The sequence below is a fragment of the Nocardioides acrostichi genome (genome assembly GCF_015319165.1).
Taxonomy (GTDB): Bacteria; Actinomycetota; Actinomycetes; order Propionibacteriales; family Nocardioidaceae; genus Nocardioides; species Nocardioides acrostichi.
Genome location: NZ_JADIVZ010000011.1, coordinates 1 through 26,506 on the forward strand (window position 1 = coordinate 1; position 26,506 = coordinate 26,506).

Here is a 26,506-nt window from a genome sequence, read left to right on the forward strand (position 1 = left end):
TGCCGACTGAGAACCGCTCGCCAGCGCGGGCATAGGTCCAGCCGTCATCGACGACCAAACGTGCAAGGAGCAGCCGACCGCGTGGCGTCAGGGTCGCGTTGGCATGGGTAGCGTGGGACACGAAGACCTCCGTGGTGATTCAGGTGTGGGTGCGTGGTAGCTCCACACCTCACCCGGAGGTCTTCGTCATCGTCCAGCAGCCACGCCGGTGCCTAACGTCCGTGATCAGAACAGCTAGCGACGAGCGTGTCCGCCGGTGGTTGAGCCGTGAGGAGCGCCAGCGACGAGCGTGTCGAAACCCGGTGACGGTGAAGGCGGCGCTGCCTGGCACCTTGCGGGGTTTCGACTGGCCTGCGCCTTCGGCGGCTCGACCAGCGAAGTGTGTTCGATGGTCGAGCAGCGAGCGCCAGCGAGCGTCGTCGAGACCCGGTGAGCCGACAGCCCGCCCTCCGCCTCCACAGCCGCGCTTCGCGCAGCAGTTGTCCACAGGCCGACGCTGGGGCCCAGCACGCGAGGACCGATCTCTCCTAGCGTCGCGGTATGAGATCTCGACGTCCGACCCCGGTGCACCAGGAGGCGGTGGCGCGCCGGCTGGCGCTGCTCACGGCCGAGCTCGAGGGTGTGCGACGCGAGGCCGGGGGGTCCGCGCCGTCCTCCTTCGACGGGTTGCGTTCGCCCGACGAGTACGAGCCGTCGGTTCCCTCCGCTCCGGCCGAGCAGCCGGCGCCGCCGCCCGCGTCCGCCTTCCCCGTGCCCGGGCGGCACTCTGCTCGTCGAGATCCCGTGCCCGACGAGCCCGACGAGGGTGTGCCCGGGTGGTGGCAGCGGCTACCCCTCGGCCCGGCCCACCTGACGGTCGTGGCGGTGCTGGTCGCGGCCGCCATCGCGATCACGGCCTGGCAGGTGGTGTCGGCGCATCCCGAACAGGTCGGGCCCGTGGCCAGCGACACCACCGCCAGCGGCTCGACCCGGCTGGTGTCGGAGGACGTGCCGGGCGAGGAGCTGCCCGCCGGCGGGGCGTCCCCGGGCGCCACGCCTTCGGCAGCCGCATCCTCGGGCACCACGGTCACCGTCGACGTCGAGGGCAAGGTGCGTCGTCCTGGCATCGCCGTGCTTCCCGTCGGCTCCCGCGTGGTCGACGCTCTCGCCGAGGTGGGCGGGGCGATGAAGGGCGTCGATCTCGCCGGACTGAACCTGGCCCGGGTACTGGTCGACGGCGAGCAGATCGTCGTCGGCGCCCCTGCTCCCGTGGCCGGGGCGGCACCGTCCGCTGCGGGCGCCCCGTCCGTGCCTGCTGCCCTCGTGAACCTCAACACCGCCGACCAGGCGACGCTCGAGACCCTGCCCGGCATCGGTCCGGTCACGGCCCAGGCGATCCTGGCGTGGCGGCAGGAGCACGGCAGCTTCACCAGCGTCGACGAGCTGCTGGAGGTGTCGGGTATCGGCGAGGCGACCCTGGCCGACGTGAGTCCGTTGGTCACGGTCTGACGAGCCGGACCGTCGGTGCCCGAGCAGCGAGCGTCCCACGACGTACGGACGCCCCTCCTCGGTCTGGCCGCCTGGGCGGGTGGGCTCGCTGCGGCGTCGCTGGACGCGCGCTGGGCGATGGGCACGGTGCTCGGGCTGACGCTCCTGCTGGCGCTCGGAGCCCGGCTGCCGGCGCTCAGAGCGCGGGTGCGGCGCCCGTGGCCGGTCGTGCTGGCGCTGTCGCTGGTGATGGTCGCGGTGGCCGTCTCGGCACTGCTGCGCACGGAGCTGGTGACGAGGAGTCCGGTGCACGACCTGGCCGACGAGCACGCGCACGTGCAGGTGGTCGGCACGGTGACGAGCGATCCGCGTCCGGTCACCGGCATGTTCTCCGAGTCGGTCTCGATGCGGCTCAGAGTCGAGCAGGTCGACGGGCGCGGCGTCACCTGGCGGCTGGCGTCTCCGGTGCTGGTCATCGGGGATCCGGCTTGGGGCGACGTGCCGATCGGCACCCGCGTGCGGGCCGAGGGCCGTCTGACGCCGGCCCGCGACGACGACCTCTCCGGCGTGCTGCTGGGCGCGCCGGCACCTGAGGTGGTCACGGAGCCCGACGTGTGGTGGCGCGCCTCCGGAGCCGTGCGCGCCTCCTTGCGGGAGAGCGTGGCGCACCGGCCCGAGCCGGAGCGCATCCTCGTGCCGGCGCTGGTCTCCGGTGACGACGCGGGGCTCGACGAAGGCGTGGCCGACGACTTCCGGGCCACGGGCCTCACGCACCTTCTCGCGGTGAGCGGCACGAATCTCACGCTCGTCGTCGGCTTCCTGCTGCTCGCTGCGCGCTGGCTCGGGGTGCGCGGTCGCTGGCTGCTCCTGGTCGGGGCCTTGGGCATCTGCGGATTCGTGCTGCTCGCGCGCACCGAGCCGAGCGTGCTCCGGGCGGCCACGATGGGAGCGGTGGGTCTGGTCGCGCTGAGCCGCGACGGTCCGCGACGCTCGGGTGGGGCACTCGGTGTCGCCGTCCTCGTGCTCCTGCTGCTCGACCCGCGGCTGGCCACCTCGGTGGGTTTCGCGCTCTCGGTGCTCGCCACTGCCGGCATCGTGTGGCTCGCCCCGCCGTGGCGCGACGCCCTGGTGCGCTGGATGCCGCGGTGGGCCGCAGAGGCGCTGGCGGTGCCGATCGCTGCGCAGCTCGCGTGCACGCCGGTGGTGGCGGCCATCAGCGGGCAGGTCAGTCTGGCTGCGGTGATGGCCAACCTGGCGGCCGCTCCCGTCGTGGCACCGGCCACGGTGCTGGGGCTGCTCGGCGGACTGGTCGGCCTGGTGCTGCCACCCGTCGGACGCGCACTGGGTTGGCTCGCCTCGTGGTGCGTCACCTGGATCGTGGCCGTCGCCGAGCACGGAGCGGCCCTGCCCACGGCGGCGATCGGCTGGGGCACCGGGCCGTGGGCGCTGCTGTTGCTCACCGTGCTGACCGTCGCGGCGGCGTTGCTGGGCCCCCGGGTCGTAGGTCGCCCGCTGCCCGCGTGTCTGCTGGCTGGCGTGCTGGTGGTCGTCATCGTCGTGCGTCCGCCCACGCCGAGCTGGCCACTGCACGACTGGGTGCTCGTCGCCTGCGACGTGGGTCAGGGCGACGCCCTGGCGCTGCGGGCGGGACCGTCGTCCGCCGTCGTCATCGACACCGGTCGCGAGCCGGAGCCCGTCGATGCCTGCTTGCGCGGGCTCGGGGTGCGCGACGTGCCGCTGCTCGTGTTGACCCACTTCCATGCCGACCACGTCTCCGGCATCGAAGGCGTGCTCGACGGTCGGCACGTCGAGCAGGTGCTGGTGACAACGGACCTCGACCCCACCACCGGCGTCGCCGAGGTCGAGGCCGCCGCGCGTGAGGCGGGCGTCCCGATGCGGGCCGCCACGGCGTTGGGGGAGTGGCAGGTGGGCGACGTGCGCCTCCGCTCGCTGTGGCCCGCCCCTGGCGCGGTGCACGACGGTCCGGGTGATGGCAGCACCGCCAACGACGCGAGCATCGTGTTGCTCGCCGAGGTCGACGGGTTGCGGATCCTGCTCACCGGCGACGTCGAGCCGCCCGGGCAGGAAGCCATCGCCCAGGAGGTGCCGGACCTCTCGGTCGACGTGCTGAAAGTGCCGCACCACGGCAGTCGGTACCAAGACGAGTCCTTTCTCACCGGGCTGCGGGCGCGCTTGGCCTTGGTGAGTGTCGGCGCCGACAACGACTACGGCCACCCCAACGAGCCGATGCTCGACGACCTCCGCGCCGCCGGGATGCGGGTCTACCGCACCGACCTCGACGGGTCGATCGCCGTCGGGCTGGAGGACGGCCAGATGGTCGTGGCCACCGATGGTCATTGAGCCGCCGGATGCCGAAGGTGGAGGCGTGGCGGGTCAGTGGTTGAGCCGCCGGATGCCGGAGGCGGAGGCGTGTCGGGCCGGTGGTTGAGCCGCCGGATGCCGGAGGCGGAGGCGTGTCGGGCCGGTGGTTGAGCCGGGCGAGGCGCTAGCCGAGTCCCGTGTCGAAACCCGGTGAGACGAAAGCTGGCGTTGCCTTCACAGTTGCCGGGTTTCGACGCGCTCGTCGCTGGCGCTCCTCACGGCTCAACCACCGGCGGGGGCGCTCGTCGTTGGCGCTCCTCGCGGCTCAACCACCGGGGCCATCACGGTGGTTGAGCCGGGCGAGGCGCTAGCCGAGTCCCGTGTCGAAACCCGGTGAGACGAAAGCTGGCGTTGCCTTCACAGTTGCTGGGTTTCGACGCGTTCGTCGCTGGCGCTCCTCGCGGCTCAACCACCGGCGGGGGCGCTCGTCGCTGGCGCTCCTCGCGGCTCAATCACCGGCGGGGGCGCTCGTCGCTGGCGCTCCTCACGGCTCAATCACCGGCGGGGGCGCTCGTCGCTGGCGCTCCTCGCGGCTCAACCACCGGGGCCATCACGGTGGTTGAGCCGGGCGAGGCGCTAGCCGAGTCCCGTGTCGAAACCCGGTGAGACGAAAGCTGGCGTTGCCGTACGGGTCGCCGGGTTTCGACGCGCTCGTCGCTGGCGCTCCTTGGGGCTCAACCACCGGCGGGGGCGCTCGTCGCTGGGGTTGTCGGTGGGCTGTGGCAGGCTCTGCGGCGTGGCAGGTGCGCGTGGTGGCGGATCCCGGGGAGGCCCGTCGGCCTCCGACGTCTTGGGTCGCACCACACTCGTGACGGGCAAGGAGGAGTTCTTCTCCGAGCGCACCGTGCGGGCGGTCCGCGACGCCGTCCGTGGTTACGACGCCGAGGCCGAGATCAGCGACGCCGCGGCCTCGGAGCTGACGCCCGGCTCGTTGGGCGAGCTGGCGGCACCTTCGCTGTTCACCGCCACCCGCTGCGTGGTGGTGCGTGGGTTGGAGGATCTCCCGGAGGGCTCGGTGACCGGACTCCTCGACTACGTGGCCGCGCCGGCCGACGACGTCGCCCTGGTGCTGGTGCACGGCGGCGGGCAGAAGGGCTCGGGCGTCCTGACCAAGCTGCGCAAGATCCGCGCCGTCACCGAGGTGAAGTCCACGGAGATCAAGTCCCACGAGTACCCCGCCTTCGCCGTCTCCGAAGCGCGCTCCGTCGGCGCGCGACTCGACCAGCAGGCCGCTTCCTTCCTCGTCGAGGCGGTCGGGCGCAACCTGCGCGCGCTGTCGGCCGCCGTGCACCAGCTAGCCAGCGACTTCCCCGACGAACAGCTCACAGAGGAGCGCGTGGGGCAGTACTTCGGAGGCCGTGCAGAGGCGTCGTCCTTCGCGGTCGCCGACGCCTCGTTCTCCGGGCGCCGCCTCGCGGCGCTCGAAGAGCTGCGCTGGGCTCTCGACGGCGGCGCCTCGGCGCCCGGCATCACCGCGGCCTTCGCCGCAGGTGCGCGGTCGGTGGCCAGGTTCAAGGCCGCCACCGCCCGCGGCGGCGGGCGCAGCGACAACGATCTCGCGCGCGACGTCGGCGTCCCGCCGTGGAAGGTCAGGTCCGTGCGCGACCAGGCTCGCGGCTGGAGCCAGGACGGACTCGTCGCGGCGATCCGTGCCGTGGCCCAGGCCGATGCCGACGTCAAGGGCGCCGCCAGCGACGCGGCCTACACCCTGGAGCGGCTGGTGCTCACCATCACCGAGCTGCGCGAGGCCGCTCGGCGCTGAGGGCGGTTCGTGGGGACAGATGGCCCCGATCCGGATGCGGCCCCGGGCCGGGACGGCGAATTGCGCCCTGGGACGGTGGAACTTCACCGTCCCAGGGGCGAATTCACCGGACGTCCGGTGAATTCGCCCCCGGCACAAAACGACCACCGACCCGCCCGGTGGTCCGGACGGGTCGGTGGGACGACTCAGAGGGGGAAGAGATTCCCCGGGTTCAGATCAGAGAGCGGCGGCCTTCTTGGCGATCGCCGACTTGCGGTTCGCGGCCTGGTTCTTGTGGATGACGCCCTTGGAGACGGCCTGGTCGAGCTTGCGGGTGGCGGCGCGGGCGGTCTCGGTGGCCTTCTCGGTCTCGCCGGACTCTACGGCCTCGTGGAAGCGGCGCACGGCGGTCTTGAGCTCGCTCTTGACAGCCTGGTTGCGCTGACGGCGCTTCTCGTTCTGCTTGTTGCGCTTGATCTGGGACTTGATGTTCGCCACGTCGATGCCTTCTCTGCGTCGTTCGGTTCGGGTCTGAGTCGTCTGTGAAGCCGCTGGGCGCGTAGATGCGCGTTGCCGCGAGCGACACGCAAGGCTATCAACGCCGGACTGACCCGCCCAAATCACGCCGCACGTCGGCCCAGACGGCGGCGGGCCGCCTCGAGGAACCGCGCGGACTCTCGCCGCCGGAAGCCTGCCAGAGCCGGCAGGTTGACGTCGACCGCGACCGTCGCGCGCCACGCCAGGAAGCCGCCGATTCCGACGAGGAACGTCGTGATCGCGTCGTCGCCGGCCCGCGCCAGGGCGGGAGAGGAGCCGACCGCTTCGTCGAACCAGGGCAGTTCGGCGCGGTCCAGCCGCGCGAGCAGCGGGTCGAACCAGTCGTATCCCACGCCCGCCTGACCCCAGTCGAGGAAGACGAGCCGTCCGTCGGGACGCACGAGCAGGTTGTCGTGCCGGATGTCCCAGTGCACGAGCTGCGTGCCAGGCCGAGAGGTGAGCGAGCGCAGATGCTCCGCATGTCGCCCGGCCGCGCCCAGAAGCCACGCCGGGCACAGCTCGGGTGGTACCTCCTCGAGGCGCTCCAGGGCGTCGGCCCACCTCCGAAGATGGGCGGGCAGGTCGAGCAGCCCACCGGGCTCCGGGTCGGGGGCCGGCGGAGTCGGGAGGCGCTCGTGGAGGAACGTGACCAAGTCGTCGGTGGCGGCCATCAGCAGTTCCGCGTCGGCCTCGTCGTCGGGGTCGGGGTGTCGTCCCTCCACGTCCTCGAGCAGGAGGGCGACCCAGTCGCCGTCGTCGTAGGAGCCCAGGCGCCCGGCCCACCGTGGATCCTCTCCGAGCAGTCCGAGGGTGAGGATCTCGCGACGGAACAGCGTGGGCGTGTCGGGGTTCAGGTCGGCGCCCACGGCCTTGACGAAGCCGCGCCGGCCCTGGCCGGTCACGACGCGCGTCGCGCAGCCGGGTGACATGCCGCCGGCGCACTCCTCCCAGCCGACGATCTCGCCCTCGAGCGCGTTCGCGGCCCAGGCGCGCACGCGCTCGGGCATGGACGACCACGGCGCGTGGTGACCGGGGGTCCGCAGCACTCCACTCATCCGACGCCGCTCACCAGCCGCGCCGCTGCGCCAGCCAGTCCCAGCACGCATCGCCCTGGAGCCGCTGGGACTCGCGGAGGTGTGGGGAGTTGGTCGGCACGGGCAGTTCCGCACTGGTGAGGAAGTATCCGGTGAGCACCGCGAGCATGGTGTCGACGTCCTCGCTGGGAGCGTCGGCGAGCAGCGGCGTGCGGGCCAGCACGGCCTCGGCGTCGTGCCCGTCGACGGCCGGCCCGATGAGCAGGCTCAAGGCGTCGAACCAGGCCGGGCCGCGGCACGGCCAGTTCCAGTCGCACAGCAGCACGCGGCCGTCGTCGGTCAACAACAGATTGTCGTCGCGCACGTCGGTGTGGAGCGCCGTGTCACCCACGCCGACGTCAGGCAGCCGGGCCGCCAGCGCGGTCGCGTCGGCCAGCACGTCGTGCGGCACCCGCCCGACCGAGGCCGCGGTGATGCGGTTCCAGGCGGCGGGCAGGTCGGCGACGTCCTCGGCGAGGGTCACCAGTCGCATGGACGCCGGCGCCGGCGTCAGCCGCTGGGCCAGGTCCACCATGAGCGCCATGGCGGTGTCGAGTTCCTCGTCGAGCCACGGACGCCGGGGGTGGCGCGCCTCGACGTGCTCGATGCCGAGCACCACCCAGTCGCCGTCCAGGCTCCACAGCAGTCGGGGCGCCGGGACGTCGCTCGGCAGCGACCGCAGGCGCTCCGCCTCCTGGCGGTAGGCGTCGGCGAACTGACGCTGGGCCACGGTCGCGGCCGCCTTGACGAAGGTGCGCGAGCCGTCGGCGCCGGTCAGCACCGAGGCCATGCCGGGCGTGTACCCGGTGGTGGCGGAGCGTGCGTCGACGACCTGCGTGCCCAGCCTGGCCTCGACCTTGGCGCGCACCCCGGGTGGTAGGTGGGTCCATTCGACGCGCCGGGAGGTGCGGCCGTGGGGGAACGCGAGTGAGGAGGAGTCCGAGAAAGACACAGGAACATCTTCGACCCGGTGTCTCCCCTCGGGCGACCCGGGCGGGGTGCGGCGATGCTAGACCTGGGATGTGCGTCGATTCTTCGTGCTGGGCCTGCTGTTGTTCCTCGGTGCGGTCGCCACGCTCGCCTCTGCCATCGGCGGGCTGGGCTGGCTGCTGCTGCTCGCGGTCGTCGTGGTGCTGCTGGGAGTGGGTGTCTACGACCTGCTCCAGACCAGGCACGCGATCTTGCGCAACTATCCCGTGCTGGGCCACATGCGCTACCTGCTGGAGGCGATCCGACCGGAGTTGCAGCAGTACTTCATCGAGCGCAACTTCGACGGTCGCCCGTTCGACCGCAACACCCGCTCCTCGATCTACCAGCGAGCCAAGGGGGAGAAGGAGGAGAAGCCCTTCGGTACCGAGCGCGACGTGTACGAGACCGGTTACGAGTACCTGGTGCACTCCATTGCCCCGGCCAAGGTGCTCGAGCAGGCGCCACGGGTGCGCATCGGCGGCCGTGACTGCACCCAGCCTTACGACATGGCCCTGCTCAACGTCTCGGCGATGAGCTTCGGGTCGCTGTCGGCCAACGCCATCGAGGCCCTGAACAAGGGCGCCGCGGCGGGCGGTTTCGCCCACGACACCGGCGAGGGCGCCATCAGCCCCTATCACCGCAACGGCGGTGACTTGGTCTGGGAGATCGGATCGGGTTACTTCGGCTGCCGCACCGAAGACGGCGGCTTCGACGCCGACGAGTTCGCCGACAAGTCGAAGGATCCGCAGGTCAAGATGGTCGAGCTGAAGCTCAGCCAGGGCGCCAAGCCCGGCCTCGGCGGGGTGCTGCCCGGCAGCAAGGTGACCGACGAGATCGCCAGCACCCGTGACGTGCCCAAGGGCCAGACCGTGATCTCCCCGCCCTACCACCGGGTCTTCAGCACCCCGCGCGAGCTCGTGCACTTCGTGGCGCACATGCGTGAGCTCTCCGGTGGCAAGCCGGCCGGCTTCAAGCTGTGCGTCGGCTCGCGCACCGACGTCCTCGCCCTCATCAAGGCGATGCTGGAGGAGGACATCACCCCCGACTTCATCACCGTCGACGGCGCGGAGGGCGGCACCGGGGCCGCCCCACTGGAGTACGAGGACCACGTGGGCATGCCGTTGACCGAGGGGCTGCAGATCGTGCACAACGCTCTGGTCGGGGCCGGCCTGCGCGACCGCATCAAGATCGGGGCGAGTGGCAAGGTCGCTACCGGCATCGACATCGTCAAGCGCATCGTCCAGGGTGCGGACTACTGCAACTCCGCCCGCGCGATGATGATGGCAGTCGGGTGCATCCAGGCCCAGGAGTGCGCCTCGAACACCTGCCCGGTCGGTGTCGCGACCCAGGATCCGCGGCGCATGCGCGCGCTGCACGTGCCGTCGAAGGCCGAGCGGGTCACCTCGTTCCAGAAGGGCACGGTCGACCAGGCCCTCCAGGTGCTCGCCTCGATGGGTCTGACCAGCTTCGAGGATCTGCGCCCCCACATGCTGCGCCGCAACGTCGACCACGGCATGGTCAGCAACTACGCCGACCTCTACGTGCAGCTCGAACCCGGGCAGCTGCTCGAGAAGGCGCCCGACGACTGGGCCGCAAGCTGGGACCGCGCCACCCCTGACGCCTTCCGTCCCTGACCTGCCCGCACCGAAGACCGCGAGGGGTCGCGTATGGCTCCTTGAGGGGTCGAATACTGCTGCGCGCCTGCGCAATATCTGACCCCTCGGACAACAATTCGCGACCCCTCGCGGTGTGCGGCGGCGTCACCCGAACGGACCTGATCAGCCGCCCTCCGGCGCAGGATGCTGGAGCCATGCCCACAGTCGCCGACCTCATCGTCACCGCCCTCGCCGATCACGGCGTCACCCACGTCTTCGGAGTGGTGGGTGATGCCCTCAACCCCGTCACCGACTCCATCCGGAGGGAAGACCGCCTGGAGTGGGTGGGGGTGCGGCACGAGGAGGCGGGCGCGTTCGCCGCGGGCGCGCAAGCGCAGCTCACCGGCAAGCTCGGCGTGTGCATGGGCACCGTCGGCCCCGGTGCCGTGCACCTGCTCAACGGCCTCTACGACGCGAAGAAGTCCCACGCACCCGTGCTGGCCATCGTCGGTCAGGTGCCGCGCCCCGACATCGGCAGCGACTTCTTCCAGGAGGTCAACAACGACGTCGTGTTCTCCGATGTCTCGGTCTTCCACGCCACCCTCACCGACCCCGAGCAACTGCCGCACCTGGTCGAGCAGGCCGGCAATGCGGCCCTGCAGCAACGCGGCGTCGCCGTGCTCACCATCCCCGGCGACGTCGGCGGGCTCGACGTCCCTTCCCACACCGCGGTGCCGTCCTTCGTCGCCGAGCACCCGGTGCCGCAGCCCGCGGACGCCGCGCTCGACGCCGCGCTCGCCGCCGTCGAGAGCGGGCAGAAGGTGACCATGCTGGTGGGTCAGGGCGTGCGCGAGTCGCGCGACGACGTGCTCGCGCTCGCCGAGAGGCTGGCCGCACCGATGGTGCTGACGCTCAAGGCCAAGGAGGGCTTGGAGCGGGACAATCCCTACGAGGTCGGCCAGTCCGGACTGCTCGGCAACCCCGCCGCCACGCTGGCCTTCGAGACCTGCGACGTGCTGCTCATGCTCGGCACCGACTTCCCGTACCGGGAGTTCTACCCCTCCGGCAAGACGGTCGTGCAGGTCGATGTGGACGGTTCGCACATCGGACGCCGCCACCCGGTCGATGTCGGCGTCGTGGGCGATGCCGGAACCGCCGTGCGCTGGCTGCTGCCGAGGGTCTCCCCACGCGAGGACCGCGGTCACCTCGACCACTCCCGCGAGGCGTACACGACGTGGCTGGACCTCCAGCAGCACTTCGTCGACCCCGACTACGACCAGAACAAGATGGGGTTCATCCGCAAGCGGCTCGACAACCGTGACCACAAGATCCGCCCCGAGTTGCTGGCCGGACTGGTCGACCGGCACGCCGCCCACGACGCGATCTTCACGACCGACACCGGCATGGCGACCACCTGGCTCTCGCGCTTCGTGCGCTTCACCGGCACCCGTCGGCTCCTGGGATCCTTCAACCTGGGCTCCATGGCCAACGCCATGCCCCAGGCGATCGGCGCGCAGGCGCTCGACCACGGACGCCAGGTCGTGGCGTTCTGCGGTGACGGCGGCCTCACCATGCTGCTGGGCGACCTGCTCACCATCGCCTCGCACGAACTGCCGGTGAAGCTGGTCGTCTTCGACAACGGACGCCTCGGCATGGTCAAACTGGAGATGGAGCAGGTCGGCCTCGCCGAGTACGGCACCGTGCTGCACAACCCCGACCTGGCCGCCATGGCCCAGTCGATGGGCATCCACGGCATCCGGGTCACCGACCCGCACGACCTCGAGGCCGCGGTCGAGGAGGCGATGACGCACGACGGGCCGGTGCTGCTCGACGTCGTCACCAACCCCGACGAGATCGCCGTGCCCAGCAAGCCCAAGCTCTCCCAGGGCTGGGGTTTCGCCATCGCCAAGAGCAAGGAGATCGTCACCAGCGCCGAGTGAGGAGCCGTCGGTCAGAACCGCTCGACGAGGTGTGACCGGCCCGCCGGCGGCTCGTACGGCTCGGGCCACCAGTCCTCGAGGCTGACCAGCAGTCCGTCGTCGTCGACCTCGACCGCGCACACGCCGGTCATGGTCTCCTCGCCGATGGTGAACGACGTGAACGACACCGCGCTGCGCTCGTCGCCGACCAAGCGCGTGATGACCAGATGCCAGTCGCCGGGGTACTCGGCGTTGAACCGAACATAGGCATCACGACCGCGAACGCGCTCGCGGGTCTGGGGCACGGTGTAGACGACGTCGCGGGCTAGGGTGGCGGCCAGGCCCGGCCAGTCGCGCGCCTCGCAGGCACGCCAGAACTCGCGCAGCGCCGCCACCGCGATGGGTTCGCTCATGGTGTGAACCATAGGTGCGGGCGGTGACAACGGGCCTGCCGCGCCAGAGCGGTGAGTGAGCCATCGCATCGGGGCGGTGGACCCTGGCCCCTTCACCGCTGACCTGGGCTCGACCGCCGGAATCGGGACGACGCAGCGCGGCGTGGGAGGATGGGGGAGTTCCCGACCGACCCACGAGAGGCCTTCGAGACCCCCGTGCCTGCCGTTCCCGCGAAGTCCTGGCCCGTGCCCGGCCAGACCGACTCCTCGATCATCCGCAACTTCTGCATCATCGCCCACATCGATCACGGCAAGTCGACGCTGGCCGACCGGATGCTCCAGATGACCGAGGTGCTCGACGCGCGCGCCGCACGAGCCCAGTACCTCGACCGGATGGACATCGAGCGTGAGCGCGGCATCACCATCAAGTCCCAGGCGGTGCGGCTGCCGTGGGCGGTGGCGGAGGGCAACGACGAGGGCACCGAGCCGGGCACCTACGTGCTCAACATGATCGACACCCCCGGCCACGTGGACTTCACCTACGAGGTGTCGCGCTCGCTCGAGGCCTGCGAGGCCGCGATCCTCCTGGTCGACGCCGCCCAGGGCATCGAGGCGCAGACGCTGGCGAACCTCTACCTGGCGATGGGCGCCGACCTGCACATCATCCCGGTGCTCAACAAGATCGACCTGCCCAGCGCCAACCCCGAGAAGTACGCCGCCGAGCTGGCCGGCCTGGTCGGCTGCGACCCGAGCGAAGTGCTGCAGGTCAGCGCGAAGACGGGGTTCGGCGTGGAGGCCCTGCTCAACGAGATCGTCAAGCAGACCCCGCCGCCGGTGGGGGCGAAGGACAAGCCGGCCCGCGCGCTGATCTTCGATTCCGTCTACGACACCTACCGCGGGGTCGTGACCTACGTGCGCGTGGTCGACGGCAAGCTCAACCACCGCGACCGCATCAAGATGATGTCGACCGGGGCGACCCACGAGATGCTCGAGGTCGGAGTCATCAGCCCCGAGCAGACCAAGGCCGGCGAGCTCGGCGTGGGCGAGGTCGGCTACCTCATCACGGGTGTGAAGGACGTGCGCCAGTCGCGCGTGGGTGACACCGTCACCACCCAGCACCACGGCGCCACCGACATGCTCGGCGGCTACAAGCACCCCAACCCGATGGTCTACGCGGGGCTCTACCCGATCGACGGAGACCAGTTCAACGACCTGCGCGAGGCACTGGAGAAGCTTCAGCTCAACGACGCCGCGCTCACCTTCGAGCCTGAGACCTCGGGCGCGCTCGGCTTCGGCTTCCGATGCGGCTTCCTCGGCCTGCTGCACATGGAGATCACCCGCGACCGGCTCGAGCGTGAGTTCAACCTCGACCTCATCTCGACTGCCCCGAACGTGGTCTACGAGGTCACGATGGAGGACGGCACCGAGCACGAGGTCACCAATCCGAGCGAGTTCCCCGAGGGCAAGCTCGCCGAGGTGCGCGAGCCCGTCGTGAAGGCGACGATCCTGAGCCCGAGCGACTACATCGGCACGATCATGGAGCTGTGCCAGACCAAGCGCGGCACCCTCGGCGGCATGGACTACCTCTCCGAGGACCGCGTCGAGATGCGCTACACGCTGCCGATGGGCGAGATCGTCTTCGACTTCTTCGACCAGCTGAAGTCGCGCACCAAGGGCTATGCCTCGCTCGACTACGAGCGCGCCGGCGACCAGGCCGCCGAGCTGGTCAAGGTCGACATCCTGCTCCAGGGCGAGCCGGTCGACGCGTTCAGCGCCATCGTGCACAAGGACGCCGCGTACGGCTACGGCGTGATGATGGCCGGCAAGCTCAAGGAGCTCATCCCGCGCCAGCAGTTCGAGGTGCCGATCCAGGCCGCGATCGGCGCGCGCGTCATCGCCCGCGAGAACATCCGCGCGATCCGAAAGGACGTCCTCGCCAAGTGCTACGGCGGCGACATCAGCCGCAAGCGCAAGCTGCTGGAGAAGCAGAAGGAGGGCAAGAAGCGCATGAAGATGGTCGGTCGCGTCGAGGTGCCCCAGGAGGCCTTCGTGGCCGCTCTCTCCACCGGCGGCCCGGCGGGGGACTCCAAGAAATAGGAGCCGGCGACAACTTCTTCGCCCTCGGTGGCGTCTCCAGGGTGTCCTATCCCCACCCCTCGGGAGAACCACCATGTTCAGTGTGTCCCTGGCGCGCGGTCTCGTGACCGCCGGTCGTTCCACCCTCTCGCTCGTGGCGGCGGTGGCCGGCGTCGCCGCTTTGGTACTGCTCGGCGGCACGAGTGGCGTGGACGCCGCGGACGCCGCGTCCGTCGCCTCCACCCAGCACGTGCTGGTCAAACCGGTCGACAGCGCGGGCAACCCCGCCGACGGCTACACCGTGCGCAAGATCGACGACTTCAAGAACACCAAGGTCGACTGCTACGGCTACGCGAAGGGGGTCGGTCACGATGTCGTGAGCTGCTATCCGACAGCGCTCTACCTGCATTCCTGCTTCCCTTCGCGCCACCACACCGTGCTCTGCCTGCGTGATGCCCGCAGCACCAGCCTCGTGCGCGCCAAGTACTCAGAGATCAAGCGCCAGGGCACGGCCCACGGCCGCCCGGTGGTCGATCTCGACCTCGCCGCCAAGAAGGGCGTGCAGACCTGCTCGATCCGCTTCGGTGGTGCCTGGGGCCAGTTGCCGACACATCCGAACTGGGTGGGCTTCTACTCCTGTGAGCGCGGCTCGGTCTACGGCCCGCCCGACGGCAACGGCATCGACGAGTCCGGCGACCCGTGGACGGTCAAGCTCTGGAAGTCGGGCACCGATCACACGGTGCAGACCAAGGACGTAGCGGTCGCCTACACGATCGCGCACGCCTGAGGGCCGACCGTCAGGAGCGCGCCACTAGCGTCGGGGCGGTGAGCCCCCGCACCGTCCCGGCCCTCCCCGCGCCCGTGCTCGCGTTCGCCGAGCGCGGGCCGGCGTGGTCGGCCTTCGTCGACGCGCTCCCGGGTCGTCTGCGCGACCTGGTCGCAGAGTGGTCGCTGATGCCCACGGGCGAGGTCTGGTGGGGGTATGCGTCGGTCGTGCTGCCGGTGCACGACGCCGACGGCGCGCCGCGGGTGCTCAAGGTCGCCTTCCCCGACATCGAGACCGAGCACGAGGCGCTGGCGCTCCAGCGCTGGGGCGGGCGGGGCGCCGTGCGGTTGCTGCGGGCCGATCCGCACCGCCGGGCGCTGCTGCTGGAGCGCCTGGAGCGCCGCGACCTCACCCAGGAGTGGGACGTCGCAGCATGCCAGGTCGTCGGGGAGCTGTACGGCCGGCTGCACGTGCCCGCCCCACCGCAGCTGATGCTGCTCGCCGACTACGTGGCCGGCTACCGTGCCCGGCTGCTCGCCCTGCCCCGCGATGCGCCGCTGCCGCGGCGGCTGGTGGAGCAGGCGGCGGCACACATCCGCGACCTGGCCCGGGATCTGCGCCGCGGCGACCCGAGCACCGCCGTGCTGGTGCACGGCGACCTGCACTACGAGAACGTGCTCGCGAGGCAGGGGGAGTGGGTGGCGATCGACCCGCACGCGATGAGCGGCGACCCGCACTTCGAGCCCGCCCCGCTGCTGTGGAACCGGTGGGAGGAGATGGCCGGCGACGTCCGCCGCGCCGTCCGGGCCCGACTCGAGGCGGTGGTCGACGCCGCCGGCCTCGACGAGCGCCGCGCGGTGGCCTGGTGCGTCGTCCGCTTCGTGCTCGGCGCCCTCTGGCTCGTCGAGGAGGCCCCCGCCGGTGTCCGGTCCCTCGATCCGGCCCAGCGTGAGCAGGTGACGCGCATGGTCACCCTGGCCAAGGCGGTGCAGCCCTGAGACGCGGTCTCACAGGAAGCACACAGGCGGCACTGGGCGGACTCCCGAGCATGGACGGTTCTCTGTCCCCATGAGCATCCCGACGCCGTCCTCCGACGACACCCCTGCCCGCGACCACTCCGGCCACCGCATCCACGCACCGCACTCGGCGCTGCAGATGCAGCGACGCACGTTCATGACGCGGCTCTTCGCCGCGACGGGCGTCGTGGCGTTCGGCAGCATGCTCGCCGCCTGCGACGACTCCTCCTCGTCGTCCTCGGCGTCGGCCTCCTCCGAGGGCCCCGGCGGAACCCCACCCTCCGGCGGCCCGGGCGGCGGCGGCCCGGGCGGGATGAGCGAGGGCATCACCGAGGAGTTCAAGGGCCTGACCACCGACGGCACCGTCATCGAGGATCTCTACGCCATCCAGCGCACCGGCGTCAGCACCGACGGGGTCGTGGACGCCGCCAACGCCTGGCTCGCCGGCCTCACCACGGCCCAGCGCAAGGAGGTGACCTTCGACATCGACCCCGACGACTACACCGAGGACGAGTTCCGCCTCTGGAGCAACGTCGACGGCTACCAGCGCCAGGGCATCAGCCTCGCCGACATGACCGACGACCAGAAGAGCCTGGCCATGGGCATCCTCGAGGCCGGCCTGAGCGCCAAGGGCCTGGAGAACGCCGACACGATCATCAAGCTGAACCAGTACGCCGGCGAGCTGATCGGCAACACCGACCAGTTCAACGAGGGCCTCTACTGGTTCACCATCATGGGCACGCCGTCGACCACCGACCCCTGGGGTTGGCAGATCGACGGCCATCACCTGGTCATCAACTACTTCGTGCTCGGCGACCAGGTCGTCATGACTCCCACCTTCATGGGCTCGGAGCCGGTCAAGGCGAACTTCGACATCGACTCCGACTACGAGGGCCTCTCGCTGTTCGACGACGAGTTCGCCGCAGCGATCGACATGGTGACCTCGCTGAGCGAGGACCAGCAGTCGGTGGCCATCGTCAGCTCCGACAAGACCGGCGACGACATCAAGGCGGTCGCCTTCGCCGACAACGCCGAGGTCGCCTACCAGGGCATCGTGGCCAGCAAGCTCGACGACGACCAGCTCGAGAAGCTGTGGACCCTCACCGGGCTGTTCGTGAACAACGTCGACGACGGCCATGCGAAGGTCACCATGGCTCAGGTCAAGGAGCAGGCCGACCAGACCTACTTCTGCTGGATCGGCGGCACCGACGCGGACTCGGTCTTCTACTTCCGCATCCAGAGCCCGGTGATCTACATCGAGTTCGACTGCGAGACCCCGGGCCCGGTCGGCCAGGGCTACGGCGCCGACCAGACGGTCTCGCGCCAGCACGTGCACGCGATCACGCGCACCCCCAACGGCAACGACTACGGCAAGGCGCTCTTGGCACTGCACCTCGCGCTCGACCACTGATCCCGGATCCACCGCATCTCGCCTGCTGCGCGTCGGCGACCTTCCGTGGCTCCAGCTGATCTCGCCACCGGGTCGATCCCGGTCGTCCCGGCCGGGTGACCGGATCCGGCGGGTGACCGGGATCGGCTCCGTGCGGCGGTGTCGGCTTCCTACCGTGTGCGAGCACGCGGGCGGAAGGTCTCCGAACCGCGACGTGAGCCGCACGGAGGTCGCAGCATGCCCCACAGCCGTCACCCTCGAGGGACGTGGCGTTGGACAGCGGTGGGCGCCAGCGCGCTCGCGCTCGCGCTCGCCGCGGCGGCACCCTCGATGTCGCAGGACGCCGGCCAGACGCCGAGCAAGCCGACGCTCACCAGCGCCGACGGTGCGGCCATGGTCAGCGGTCAGGTGGCGGCGTCCGCCACGGGGGTCGCCAACACGCGCGTGCTCTCCACCGACCCCGCGGACTGGGAGGCCGGCCGCTACCTCGTGCAGTTCTCCGATGCGCCTGCCGCGACCTACGCCGGCGGCATCACCGGCTACCCGGCCACGGCACCGGTGGCCGGACGCCGCCTGGCGACCGACTCCCGGCCGGTCCAGCGCTACCAGGACTACCTGACCGGTGAGCAGGACGCGGCCCTCGACGCCGTGGACTCCCGGCCGATCTACCGCTACACCACCGTGCTCAACGGCGTCGCCGCCGATCTCACCGCGGCTCAGGCTGCCGAGCTCGCCGGTCGCTCCGACGTGACCGCGATCTCCGCCGACACCATGCAGCCGCTCGACGAGGCGCAGCCGAGCTCGTCCTCGGACTTCTTGAAGATGGACAAGGTCTGGAAGCAGACCGGCGGCCGGGCCAAGGCCGGTCGCGGGGAGGTCGTCGGCGTCATCGACACCGGCATCCGCCCCGACAGCCGCTCGTTCCGGCACCTCAAGGGCCAGCACGCGCCCGCCGGCTGGCAGGGCACCTGCGACACCGGCGAGGACGACTCCTTCCCGAGCGACGGGTGCAACGGCAAGATCATCGGGGCGCGCTACTACGTGTCCGGCTTCGGTGCCGAGAACCTCTCCAGCGTCGAGTACCTCTCCCCGCGTGACGCGGTCGGGCACGGCACTCACACCTCGTCGACCGCCGCAGGCAACCGGGTGCGGCACGCCTTCATCGACGGCAAGGACTACGGCGCCATCGGCGGCATCGCCCCGGGCGCCTCGATCGCCATGTACAAGGCGTGCTGGCAGGGCGAGGACGGCGGCGGCTGCTACAGCTCCGACCTGGTCGCGGCCATCAACGACGCCGTGGCGGACGGCGTGGACGTCATCAACTACTCGATCGGCTCGCCGTACGAGGCCTACCCCTTCTCGCCGGCCGAGGAGGCGTTCATGAACGCCGCGGCCAGCGGCGTGTTCGTCTCCGCGTCCGCGGGCAATAGCGGTCCCGAGCCCAGCACGCTGGACCACCCCAGCCCGTGGGTCACGACCGTGGCCGCGAGCACCTGGCGGGTCAGTGAGCAGAAGCTCGTGCTCGGCGACGGCCAGGAGTTCGTGGGCGCCTCCCTGACCGACTCCCTGCCCGACCAGACGCCGATGGTGCTCTCCGAGGACGCCATGGCGGACGGCTCGACCGCCAAGGCCGCGCGACTGTGTGCGACCGGATCCCTGGATCCGGACCAGGTCGCGGGACGTCTCGTGGTCTGCATCCGCGGTACGAACGCGCGCACGGAGAAGTCGCAGACCGTCGCGGACGCCGGGGGAGTGGGCATGGTGCTGCTCAACCCGACCGACATCTCGGCGACCTTCGCCGACGTGCACTCCGTGCCGTCGGTGCACCTCGAGAACACCGCCTACGACGCGGTCATGGCCTACCTCGACACCGCGGATCCCACCGGCGCCATCGTGCCGACCGTCGTGGGCGACTCGGTCACCCAGGCGCCCGCCGTGGCCGGCTTCAGCTCCCGCGGGCCGAGCCAGACCACCGGTGGGGATCTGCTCAAGCCCGACATCGCCGCCCCCGGCGTCGACGTGCTGGCCTCGGTCGCCAAGACCTCGCTGACCAACGGGCGGGCCTTCGACTTCGAGAGCGGAACCTCGATGGCGGCCCCGCACGTGGCGGGCGTCGCGACCCTGCTCAAGGCGGCCCATCCGGACTGGAGCGTCGCCGAGGTCAAGTCGGCGATGATGCTCGCGGCCGGCGACACGGTCGGCACCACCTCGCCGTTCGCGCAGGGCGCCGGCAACGTGCGTCCCGTCCAGGCCATGAACCCGCTGCTCGTCCTGGACTCCGGCCTGGCCGACTGGCAGGGCTACCTCCAGTACGAGGGCTGGGCCAGCGCCAGCGACGACGTCACCAGCGTCTCGGGCCCCCAGCTGAACCTCGCATCCTTCGGCGCGGGAGCCGTGGTGGGCGACCTCGAGGTGCAGCGCACCTTCACGAGCGTGGCCTCTCGCCCGCGCACCTTCAGCGTCGCCGGGTCGGTCCCGGGATGGGACGTGAGCGTGGACCAGAAGACCTTCACGATCCGCCCTGGTGCCTCGAAGACGGTGACCTTCACCTTCCGGCGCACCGACGCCTTCCTGCACCAGTACGCGACGGGCCGGGTCACGCTCACCAGTGGTCACCGCAGCCTGACCATGCCGGTCGCGCTGCGCCCCTCCTCGAGCGCCTTCGCCGACGCCGACGTCGTCGCCGATGCCTCGAAGGGCTCGACCTCGCTGTCCCTCGTGCCCGGCACGACGGGGGCGGTCACGACGTCGGTGGCCGGCTTCACCGCGGCGACGGACGTCAGCGACGAGGTGGGCTTCGAGGACGCCACCATCCCCTCGCAGCCCGAGGCCTCGGACAGCATCAACGCCTACGACCTCACGATCCCGCGGCACACGGTGCTGGGCCGGATCACACTCGATGCCGACGACCCGGACGACGACCTCGACCTGTGGGTCTACCGGGTCTCCGACGACGGAAGCCAGCGTCTGGTCGGTGGATCGGCCCTGACCTACACCGGTGACGAGCAGTTCACCTGGGGCAACTACGACATCTCGCCGGTCTGGGGTGAGCTCAAGCCTGGCTCCTACCGTGTCTACGTGCAGGGCCGGACACCGGCCGACGATGCCACGACGACCGCGGGCTACCGCCTGCGCACCTGGGTGGTGACGCAGGACGACGTGGCCAACGTGACGGCGACCCAGTCCACCGCCGCGGCCACGGCCGGCGATCCCGTCCGGATCGACCTGGCTTGGCAGGATCTCGGGGCGGACGGCGACTACCTGGGCCTGGTCACCAGTTCGGTGGCCGACGAGCAGGCCCAGGCGATCGTGGAGCTGGACCAGTGAACCGCGCGAGGTCGGCACGCAGCCGCACCGAAGACCAGAGAACGCAGGAGCAGGGGATCGAGACGATGGCCATGACGAGCACCGGACGACGCCGCGGCCTGGGCAGGAGCGTGCTCGGCGCGGTCGTGGCGGGGGCGGTGCTGCTCGTGCTGGCGGCGCCGGCGGCGATCGCCCAGACGGCGACCTCCCTCACGGTGGCGCTCACCACGAGCGCCCTCTACGGGCAGAGCGTCACCGCCACCGCCACCGTGGCCGACGCGGTGCCGGGCACCGTCCAGTTCGCCGTGGACGGCACAAACCTGGGCGACCCCGTCGCGGTGGGCACCGACGGCACGGCGACCAGCCCGGCCTTCGCGGTGTTTCCGGACGTCGAGCTGACGGCGTCCTTCGAGCCCACCGACGACACCTTCGACTCCTCCGAGGCATCTCGCACCCTCGCCGTCGACTCGACGGCGACGACGACCGAGGTGAGCGTGACCGCCACGACCATCACCGCCACCGTCACCCCGGTGGCCCCGGGGGCCGGGCCGGCGGTCGGCTACGTGGACTTCTTCCTCGACGGCTACTCGATCACCGGGGCCTACCTGCGCAACGGCTCGGCCACGATCGACTACCGCGTGCCCACCGACCACGCCCACGACGTCTCGGCCTTCTACCTCGGTTCCAACGGGGATCTGAAGCTCTCCTACACGACCTACACGCGAGACAACCCCAGCATCGACGCGACCGTCGCCAGCAGTCGGCCGCGGGCCGCCTCGGGGTGGTACCGCGCCCCCGTCACGGTGCGGTTCGCCTGCGCCGCGACGTCGGCACCCCTCGACGACGACGGGTGCGCGCCGGACCGGGTGGTGGCCACCGAGGGCGCACGACAGTTCGTGACCGGATCGGTCAGCGCGACCGACGGCGGCTCCGCCACGGCGCGACAGGTCGTCTACCTCGACGCCACGCGACCCGTGGTACGCATCCGCGGGGTGCGCGACGGCGAGGTCTACGCACATCGCAAGACCGTGCGCTGCCGTGCCTCCGACGCCCTTTCGGGCCTGGCCGGTCCCTGTGTGCTGCACCAGCGCCGGGTCGACCGCGCGCACGGATTCGTGATCCGCTACCGGGCCCGGGCGGTCGACGAGGCCGGCAACCGCCGCGTGGTCTCGGGCCACTACCGGGTGCGGTGACAAGACACCTCGCCGGCTGTGGCCCCGAGACTCCCGGCCGGCGAGGTTCCCGGGGCGACCCGGAGTGTGGTGAGGAACCCCTCGCCGGCCGGCACCGAGACTCCCGGCCGGCGGGGCCCGACGTGCCGGTGCTCGTGGGAGCGGTGCCCTAGGAGACGGTGCGTGCGGCCAGCCGCGCTCGGGAGGAGGCGCCGGAGTCCGAGGCGAGCGGGCGGGGGCGAGCCGGTGGCGGATCTCCGGGATGCGCGGCCCATTCGTCGTCGGTGCCGTGCACGAGTCCGGCCTCGCTGGCCAGCAGCGCAAGCTGGAAGCGGTTGTTGGCCCCCAGCTGCTCTTCGAGCGCGAGCACCCGTCGGCGCAGGGTGCGGTCGCTGATCGAGAGCTGCCGGGCGATGGCACCGTCGCTGAACCCGGAGGCCATGAGCCGCAGGATCGCGATCTGGGAGGCCTGCGCCTTGTCGGCCTGCTCGTCGTCGACGTCGGGCACCGACGGGGTGCCCTGGTCCCACATGAGCTCGAAGAGCGCCCCCAGGGCGCGCACGAAGGGTTCGTGGGTGATGAAGACCGCGTGCATGGTGGCGAGGTCGGTGCCCAGGCTGAGTGGCATCACCGCAGTGCGCTCGTCGAAGATGGCGATCTTGAGGCTCAGGTTGCGATAGACGCGGCTGCGCAGCCCCAGGCGCATGCCCTCGTGCAGGGCCTCGACGTGCTCGGGGTCGCGGTAGGCGCCCTGCCCGTGCAGAACCCGGATCTGCACCCCCCGCTCCAGGGCGCGCCGCTCCCAGGGGCTCAGGCTGCGGGTCGGACCGGCGATGTAGGGGGGCGCGTCGCAGAACACCGCGTCCTCCTCGGTCGCGTCGAGCAGCGAGCTGAGTCGGTCGACGATGAGCTCGCTCCCGGTGACGATGTCGAAGAGCAGACGGGGGTCGACCGCCCGCCGTCCCGCGGCGTAGAGGTGGTGCATCAACTGCGCCTGGTGCTCGACTTCGTCGAGCTGGTGGCGCAGGAGGGTCGCCATCCGGCCGAACCCGGTGGCGGGGTCCGCCGGCACCGTCTCGGGGCCGATCCGGCGCACCAGCCCGGCCCCAGCCAGCCTGCGACGCGACTCCGCGACGGTGGAGGCGGGGAGTCCGCAGTGCGCGGCCAGCGCCTCGCTGGAGGATCCGGGCTCACTCAGCCAGGCCCGGTAGACCTCGAGATCCTCCAGCTTCAAGCCGAGGAACTCCCACGTCTCCTTCTCGACGCTCATCGCGGCATCCTCTTCCGTCTCGTGGGTGGGAGCCCATCATCTCGCGCGCGGCTGTGAGCGCACTGTGGGCACCGGCTCCCAGGGTCCGCCGGCTCCCAAGGTCCGCCGGCTCCCAGGGGCCGTCGGGCGCGACGGCCAGGTCCAGACCGGCTGTCTGATTTCGGCCCTGACCGGTTGCGGCGCGCTGCGGCGTGCGCCCTTGCCTACCGTGCGGCTCTCAACACTTCAGCGTCGGGCCCTCCCCGGCGACCCAGAAACGGAGAAGACGTGCAACCTCGACTTCGACCCCGCGCGGGGCTGGCCCTGCTGGGAATCCTGACCGGATCCCTGACGATCCTGCCGGCGCTCTCGACGACCGCGGCCGCCGCATCGGACGGGATCGCGTTCGGCGACCTCGTGGTCACCGACACCGCGACGGGTGTGCACCACTACTCGGCCGACCTCTCCGCCAACGACGTGGTGGCCACGGGAACCTACCCGATGTCGGCGATCGCCGACGCGGCCGGCAACGTGTACTTCTCCGACTACTACGGCAACTCGGTGAGCAAGGTCGCCGCCGACGGTTCGGGGACCACGACGCTGGCCGCGAAGCCGAACGCCAAGTTCCCGCGCGGGCTGGCCCTCGACGACGACGGCAACGTGCTGTTCTCCGACTTCGGCAACTACCGAGTGGCGAGCATCGACTCGAGCGGGACCGTGACCAAGCTCGTGGGCTCCACCACGCCGGTCGACCTCGACGCGATCGACGGCGACATCGTCGTGGCCGACCAGGGCGCGAACTCGGTCTACCGGCTCAACGCCGACGGCACCAAGACCGTGCTGTCGACCGCCTTCGACACGCCTCAGGGAGTGACCGAGGACAGCGAGGGCAACGTCTACGTGACCGACCTGACGCCGGCGCTGTACAAGATCGCCCCGGACGGTACCCAGACCGTGCTGTCGACCCAGGTCAGCGGCGCGGGGATCGCGCTCGACGACGAGGGCGACGTCTTGAACGCCGACTACAAGAACGGTCGCATCGTCTCCATCGCACCCGACGGCACCATGAGCGTCGTGGTGACGGGGCTCACCGACCCGCGCGACGTCTTCGTGCAGGTCACCGCGCCGGTCTTCTCGGCCTCCGATGCCACCACCGACGCGCGGGTGGGGGAGGAGTACTCCTACACCTACGCCGCGGGCTACACCGGGACGACGTCGGCCACGCCGCGCTACGAGGTCTCCGACGGTGACCTGCCCCCGGGCCTGAGCCTGGATGCAGACTCCGGCACGCTGAGCGGGACGCCGACGGCGTCGGGTGAGTACACCTTCACCGTCTCGGCGTTCAACTCGCGCTTCGTCGTGCCCGCTCCGGAGACGACGATCACGGTGGGTGCTGCGAAGACCCCGCAGACCATCACGTTCACCTCGACCGCGCCGACGTCGCCGAAGGTGGGTGACTCCTACACCCCCACCGCCACCGGCGGTGACTCCGGCAACCCGGTCGTCTTCTCGGTGGCCACGGCCTCGAAGAGCGTGTGCAGCGTGAGCGATGCGGTCGTGAGCTTCGACGCCGCGGGCACCTGCAAGGTGCTGGCCGACCAGGCCGGCTCCGATGACTACGACGCCGCCGCGACGGTCTCCCAGAGCATGAGCGTGACCGCCGCGGACTCCACGGTCGCGGTGAGTGTCTCTGCCGACACCCTCACCGCCACGGTGCGCGCCACCGACAGCCAGGTCGACCCCACCGGCACGGTCGACTTCTCGGTCGACGGTACCCAGGTGGGCTCCGCGCAGGTGTCCGACGGCGTGGCGACGCTGACCTACACCGTTCCCACGGGCGCCAAGCACACGGTGAGCGCCGCCTACTCCGGTGACGCCGCGCACGCGGCCGCGACGGGCAGCACGACGCGGGAGGATCCCTCCATCACCGCTCTCGTGGGCTCGGGCAAGCCGGCCTCCTCGTCGGGCTGGTTCACCTCCAAGGTCACGGTCTCCTTCACCTGCACCGGCGGCACCGGAACCTACACGTGCCCCGACGACGTGGTGCTGGGCGACGACGGTGCCGGACAGAGCGCCCAGGGTTCGGTCCAGGCCTCCGACGGTGGGGCGGACAGCGTCACCGTCTCGGGCATCGACATCGACCGCACCGCACCTCGCGTGCTTGTGCGTGGGGTGAAGGCGAAGAAGACCTACTCCAGCCTGCGACACATCCGTTGCGCCGTGCACGACGCGGTCTCGGGAGCCGACGGCTGCAAGGTCCGCACCCACCGCACGCGGCGTCAGGGTCGCCCCGACATCGTGCGCTACGTCGTCGTCGGCAAGGACGTCGCCGGCAACGTGACGCGCAAGCGCGGGTTCTACAAGCTGCGCTGAGGCCGGCGCCCGCGCCGTTGGTCCGGCCCCGAGCCCTCGTCGGCTCGGGGCCGGACGCGCGCGCGGAGCGTCCTTAGAGGTCGATCGGCACGTGCAGGACGCTGTGGTAGCCGTCCTCGATGCTGCCGGTCGTGGTGGGGAGCTGGTCGACGCCGTTGTCGTCGCCGAACACGTTGTCGCTCGACAAAGAGATGCTCTCGAGGTTCTTCACCGATGCGCTGTAGCCGGTGGCGTTGCGGTACACGTGCATCGACGGCTTGCGCCGCATGGCCATCTGGGAGGTGGCGATCGGGTCGCCCCCGTTCAGGGCCTGCTTCTTGTTGGCGTACACCTCGAAGTGGATGTGCGGCCAGCGGCCGGAGTAGCAGGCGGGGTAGATCGAGGTGAAGCGGACCCGGCCCTTGGCGTTGCTGACCTGGACCCCGCGCAGGTAGTTCTCGTCGGTGATGCCCTCGGAGTACATCGAGTACTTGCCCTCGCGGTTGCAGTGCCAGGCGTAGACCGCCAGGCCCTTGAGGGGCTTGCACGTCTCGGTCGAGGTGAGGCGCAGCACGAACGTGTGCTTGACGCCCGGCGCCTTGGTGGTGGAGTCGCCGAAGCTGCGCCGGATGTCGCGGCGCACGACCCCGGACTCGGTCAGCACGTCGGGTCCGTTGGAGCCGTCGCCGGGGTAGGGGCCGGCGGTCTCCTCGGGGATCTCCTCGGCGGTACACGTGCTGGTGCCGCTGCTCGCCAGGGCCGCGGCGCCCCCGGCGCCCGACCCGAGCAGGACGGCGGCCCCTCCGAGTCCGGCGGCCGAGAGCCCCATCAGCTTCAGGGCGGCCCGGCGGTCGCGCAGGTGCGCGAGGTCGAAGTGCAGGCCGCGGTCGAGCAGGTCGCCGCCCTGAGCCGGGTCGTGGGAGTGGTCGTGGTCGTGGTCGCGAGATGAGGAGGTCATGGCAGGAGTGCACAGCGCGAGGCTGGGAGAACCCGCTCGCCGGTCTGTGACCAGGCTGTGAGGTAGCGCCGGCCGCCTACGACGACGACGGCCCCGGTCGTACCTCGCAGAGGCGCGACCGGGGCCGTGAGATGCCGGTTCGGTCT

18 protein-coding genes and 1 pseudogene are annotated in these 26,506 nt (G+C 71.0%); 12 read left to right on the forward strand and 7 right to left on the reverse strand.

Features of this window, described 5'->3' with window-relative positions:
• Positions 1 to 121, reverse strand: a pseudogene (locus ISG29_RS21370) (leucine zipper domain-containing protein); the annotation flags it as partial.
• Positions 122 to 540: 419 nt separating this feature from the next.
• Here ISG29_RS21370 and ISG29_RS16655 point away from each other — a divergent pair.
• The 3 genes from ISG29_RS16655 (at position 541) to holA (ending at position 5,611) form a co-directional block, all read left to right on the forward strand.
• A complete protein-coding gene (locus tag ISG29_RS16655; RefSeq protein WP_194504590.1) occupies positions 541 to 1,488 on the forward strand; it encodes a ComEA family DNA-binding protein in 948 nt (315 codons plus the stop codon).
• Between the two features lie 15 nt (positions 1,489 to 1,503).
• Complete coding sequence (locus tag ISG29_RS16660) at positions 1,504 to 3,828, forward strand: ComEC/Rec2 family competence protein (RefSeq protein ID WP_194504591.1); 2,325 nt, start codon at positions 1,504 to 1,506, stop codon at positions 3,826 to 3,828.
• Positions 3,829 to 4,585: 757 nt separating this feature from the next.
• Entirely contained in the window at positions 4,586 to 5,611 is a 1,026-nt protein-coding gene (holA, locus tag ISG29_RS16665; RefSeq protein ID WP_194504592.1) for a DNA polymerase III subunit delta, read from the forward strand.
• 216 nt (positions 5,612 to 5,827) lie between these two features.
• Here the strand turns inward: holA and rpsT are convergent, their stop codons facing one another.
• The 3 genes from rpsT to ISG29_RS16680 form a co-directional block, all read right to left on the reverse strand.
• Positions 5,828 to 6,088, reverse strand: coding sequence for a 30S ribosomal protein S20 (gene rpsT / locus ISG29_RS21050; protein ID WP_194504593.1), 261 nt, complete (start codon positions 6,086 to 6,088; stop codon positions 5,828 to 5,830).
• 122 nt (positions 6,089 to 6,210) lie between these two features.
• Positions 6,211 to 7,182, reverse strand: coding sequence for a phosphotransferase (locus ISG29_RS21055; RefSeq protein ID WP_194504594.1), 972 nt, complete (start codon positions 7,180 to 7,182; stop codon positions 6,211 to 6,213).
• A 10-nt stretch (positions 7,183 to 7,192) separates the two neighbouring features.
• The gene (locus ISG29_RS16680) at positions 7,193 to 8,152 is read right to left on the reverse strand and encodes a phosphotransferase (protein ID WP_194504595.1); all 960 of its coding nucleotides are present in this window, start codon (positions 8,150 to 8,152) and stop codon (positions 7,193 to 7,195) included.
• 70 nt (positions 8,153 to 8,222) lie between these two features.
• On the opposite strand from ISG29_RS16680, the gene ISG29_RS16685 reads away from it, so the two are divergent.
• Positions 8,223 to 9,803: an FMN-binding glutamate synthase family protein gene (locus ISG29_RS16685; RefSeq protein WP_194504596.1), complete on the forward strand. Its 1,581-nt coding sequence runs from the start codon at positions 8,223 to 8,225 to the stop codon at positions 9,801 to 9,803.
• A 176-nt stretch (positions 9,804 to 9,979) separates the two neighbouring features.
• Entirely contained in the window at positions 9,980 to 11,704 is a 1,725-nt protein-coding gene (locus tag ISG29_RS16690) for a thiamine pyrophosphate-dependent enzyme (protein ID WP_194504597.1), read from the forward strand.
• Positions 11,705 to 11,715: 11 nt separating this feature from the next.
• Here ISG29_RS16690 and ISG29_RS16695 read toward each other — a convergent pair whose 3' ends face one another.
• Complete coding sequence (locus tag ISG29_RS16695) at positions 11,716 to 12,096, reverse strand: nuclear transport factor 2 family protein (protein WP_207793266.1); 381 nt, start codon at positions 12,094 to 12,096, stop codon at positions 11,716 to 11,718.
• Positions 12,097 to 12,246: 150 nt separating this feature from the next.
• Here ISG29_RS16695 and lepA point away from each other — a divergent pair, with 150 nt between their 5' ends.
• From lepA to ISG29_RS16725, 6 genes are all read left to right on the forward strand, one after another.
• The gene (lepA, locus tag ISG29_RS16700; protein WP_194504599.1) at positions 12,247 to 14,172 is read left to right on the forward strand and encodes a translation elongation factor 4; all 1,926 of its coding nucleotides are present in this window, start codon (positions 12,247 to 12,249) and stop codon (positions 14,170 to 14,172) included.
• 73 nt (positions 14,173 to 14,245) lie between these two features.
• Complete coding sequence (locus ISG29_RS16705) at positions 14,246 to 14,938, forward strand: hypothetical protein (RefSeq protein WP_194504600.1); 693 nt, start codon at positions 14,246 to 14,248, stop codon at positions 14,936 to 14,938.
• Positions 14,939 to 14,976: 38 nt separating this feature from the next.
• Entirely contained in the window at positions 14,977 to 15,915 is a 939-nt protein-coding gene (locus tag ISG29_RS16710) for an aminoglycoside phosphotransferase family protein (protein ID WP_194504601.1), read from the forward strand.
• A 70-nt stretch (positions 15,916 to 15,985) separates the two neighbouring features.
• Complete coding sequence (locus ISG29_RS16715; protein WP_194504602.1) at positions 15,986 to 17,344, forward strand: DUF3500 domain-containing protein; 1,359 nt, start codon at positions 15,986 to 15,988, stop codon at positions 17,342 to 17,344.
• Positions 17,345 to 17,560: 216 nt separating this feature from the next.
• Positions 17,561 to 20,650: a S8 family serine peptidase gene (locus ISG29_RS16720; RefSeq protein ID WP_194504603.1), complete on the forward strand. Its 3,090-nt coding sequence runs from the start codon at positions 17,561 to 17,563 to the stop codon at positions 20,648 to 20,650.
• 71 nt (positions 20,651 to 20,721) lie between these two features.
• Positions 20,722 to 21,822: an Ig-like domain-containing protein gene (locus tag ISG29_RS16725; protein ID WP_194504604.1), complete on the forward strand. Its 1,101-nt coding sequence runs from the start codon at positions 20,722 to 20,724 to the stop codon at positions 21,820 to 21,822.
• A 148-nt stretch (positions 21,823 to 21,970) separates the two neighbouring features.
• Here ISG29_RS16725 and ISG29_RS16730 read toward each other — a convergent pair whose 3' ends face one another.
• Complete coding sequence (locus tag ISG29_RS16730; protein WP_194504605.1) at positions 21,971 to 23,071, reverse strand: helix-turn-helix transcriptional regulator; 1,101 nt, start codon at positions 23,069 to 23,071, stop codon at positions 21,971 to 21,973.
• A gap of 267 nt (positions 23,072 to 23,338) precedes the next feature.
• Here ISG29_RS16730 and ISG29_RS21750 point away from each other — a divergent pair, with 267 nt between their 5' ends.
• Entirely contained in the window at positions 23,339 to 25,423 is a 2,085-nt protein-coding gene (locus tag ISG29_RS21750) for an Ig-like domain repeat protein (protein ID WP_194504606.1), read from the forward strand.
• A gap of 73 nt (positions 25,424 to 25,496) precedes the next feature.
• Here ISG29_RS21750 and ISG29_RS16740 read toward each other — a convergent pair whose 3' ends face one another.
• On the reverse strand, positions 25,497 to 26,360 hold the full coding sequence (locus tag ISG29_RS16740) for a dioxygenase family protein (protein ID WP_194504607.1): 864 nt from the start codon (positions 26,358 to 26,360) through the stop codon (positions 25,497 to 25,499).
• Positions 26,361 to 26,506: the final 146 nt, after the last annotated feature.

Bases quoted from the DNA above. Each gene is read 5' to 3' on its own strand.
- ISG29_RS16715 (WP_194504602.1), top strand. From the start codon at position 15,986: ATGAGCATCCCGACGCCGTCCTCCGACGACACCCCTGCCCGCGACCAC.
- ISG29_RS16655 (WP_194504590.1), top strand. From the start codon at position 541: ATGAGATCTCGACGTCCGACCCCGGTGCACCAGGAGGCGGTGGCGCGC.
- ISG29_RS16720 (WP_194504603.1), top strand. From the start codon at position 17,561: ATGCCCCACAGCCGTCACCCTCGAGGGACGTGGCGTTGGACAGCGGTG.
- ISG29_RS16730 (WP_194504605.1), bottom strand. From the start codon at position 23,071: ATGAGCGTCGAGAAGGAGACGTGGGAGTTCCTCGGCTTGAAGCTGGAG.
- ISG29_RS21055 (WP_194504594.1), bottom strand. From the start codon at position 7,182: ATGAGTGGAGTGCTGCGGACCCCCGGTCACCACGCGCCGTGGTCGTCC.
- ISG29_RS16725 (WP_194504604.1), top strand. From the start codon at position 20,722: ATGACGAGCACCGGACGACGCCGCGGCCTGGGCAGGAGCGTGCTCGGC.
- lepA (WP_194504599.1), top strand. From the start codon at position 12,247: ATGGGGGAGTTCCCGACCGACCCACGAGAGGCCTTCGAGACCCCCGTG.
- ISG29_RS16690 (WP_194504597.1), top strand. From the start codon at position 9,980: ATGCCCACAGTCGCCGACCTCATCGTCACCGCCCTCGCCGATCACGGC.
- ISG29_RS16740 (WP_194504607.1), bottom strand. From the start codon at position 26,360: ATGACCTCCTCATCTCGCGACCACGACCACGACCACTCCCACGACCCG.
- ISG29_RS16705 (WP_194504600.1), top strand. From the start codon at position 14,246: ATGTTCAGTGTGTCCCTGGCGCGCGGTCTCGTGACCGCCGGTCGTTCC.
- ISG29_RS16695 (WP_207793266.1), bottom strand. From the start codon at position 12,096: ATGAGCGAACCCATCGCGGTGGCGGCGCTGCGCGAGTTCTGGCGTGCC.